Origin of the sequence: Bartonella sp. AP58NXGY (assembly GCF_042195785.1) — a bacterium.
Lineage (GTDB): Bacteria > Pseudomonadota > Alphaproteobacteria > Rhizobiales > Rhizobiaceae > Bartonella.
The window spans coordinates 1-410 of record NZ_JBHIOY010000210.1 but is presented as its reverse complement, the minus strand read 5'-3'; the positions used below and the strand labels follow the sequence as shown (position 1 = coordinate 410).

Annotated in this window: 1 protein-coding gene and 1 pseudogene; both read right to left on the bottom strand. The window is 37.3% G+C overall.

Features of this window, described 5'->3' with window-relative positions; all coding sequences use genetic code 11:
* Window positions 1-138: pseudogene (locus tag ACFINC_RS10495) on the bottom strand (pyrroline-5-carboxylate reductase); the annotation flags it as partial.
* 55 nt (window positions 139-193) lie between these two features.
* Window positions 194-409, bottom strand: a complete 216-nt coding sequence (locus ACFINC_RS10490) for a hypothetical protein (RefSeq protein WP_375617176.1) — start codon at window positions 407-409, stop codon at window positions 194-196.
* Window position 410 lies beyond the last annotated feature (1 nt).

Below are 410 nucleotides of genomic sequence, written 5' to 3'. Positions count from 1 at the left end.
ATAAGTGCGTGAAAGACGCTCTGCTATTTCAGCATTGCGCGGTGAAACAATCATGGAAGAAACATTAAAGGCGCTTGTCATGAGGCCATCGATTATGCAAGCGCTGATTGTACCTGTTCCCAAAAAGCCCAGTTTCATTTTTATTTCTCAGTTTTATCTTTTAAAAGGAATCTCAATCAATATTTCAGGTGTTTTAACTAACATAAATGCTAATTGAAGAAGCAACACAGAGCATTGCAAGAATAATCAACCCCAAATAGATTTTGGGCTTGTCAAACAGAACGGCAAAAGCAGAAAACCAACCAACAATAGCTGCGGCTAATGCAAATAAAAAACCTGGTTTATTCATCAGTACAATATGCATTGCCATTAAACCACCAATAATTAGCGCTCCAAAAACAATGAGCAAA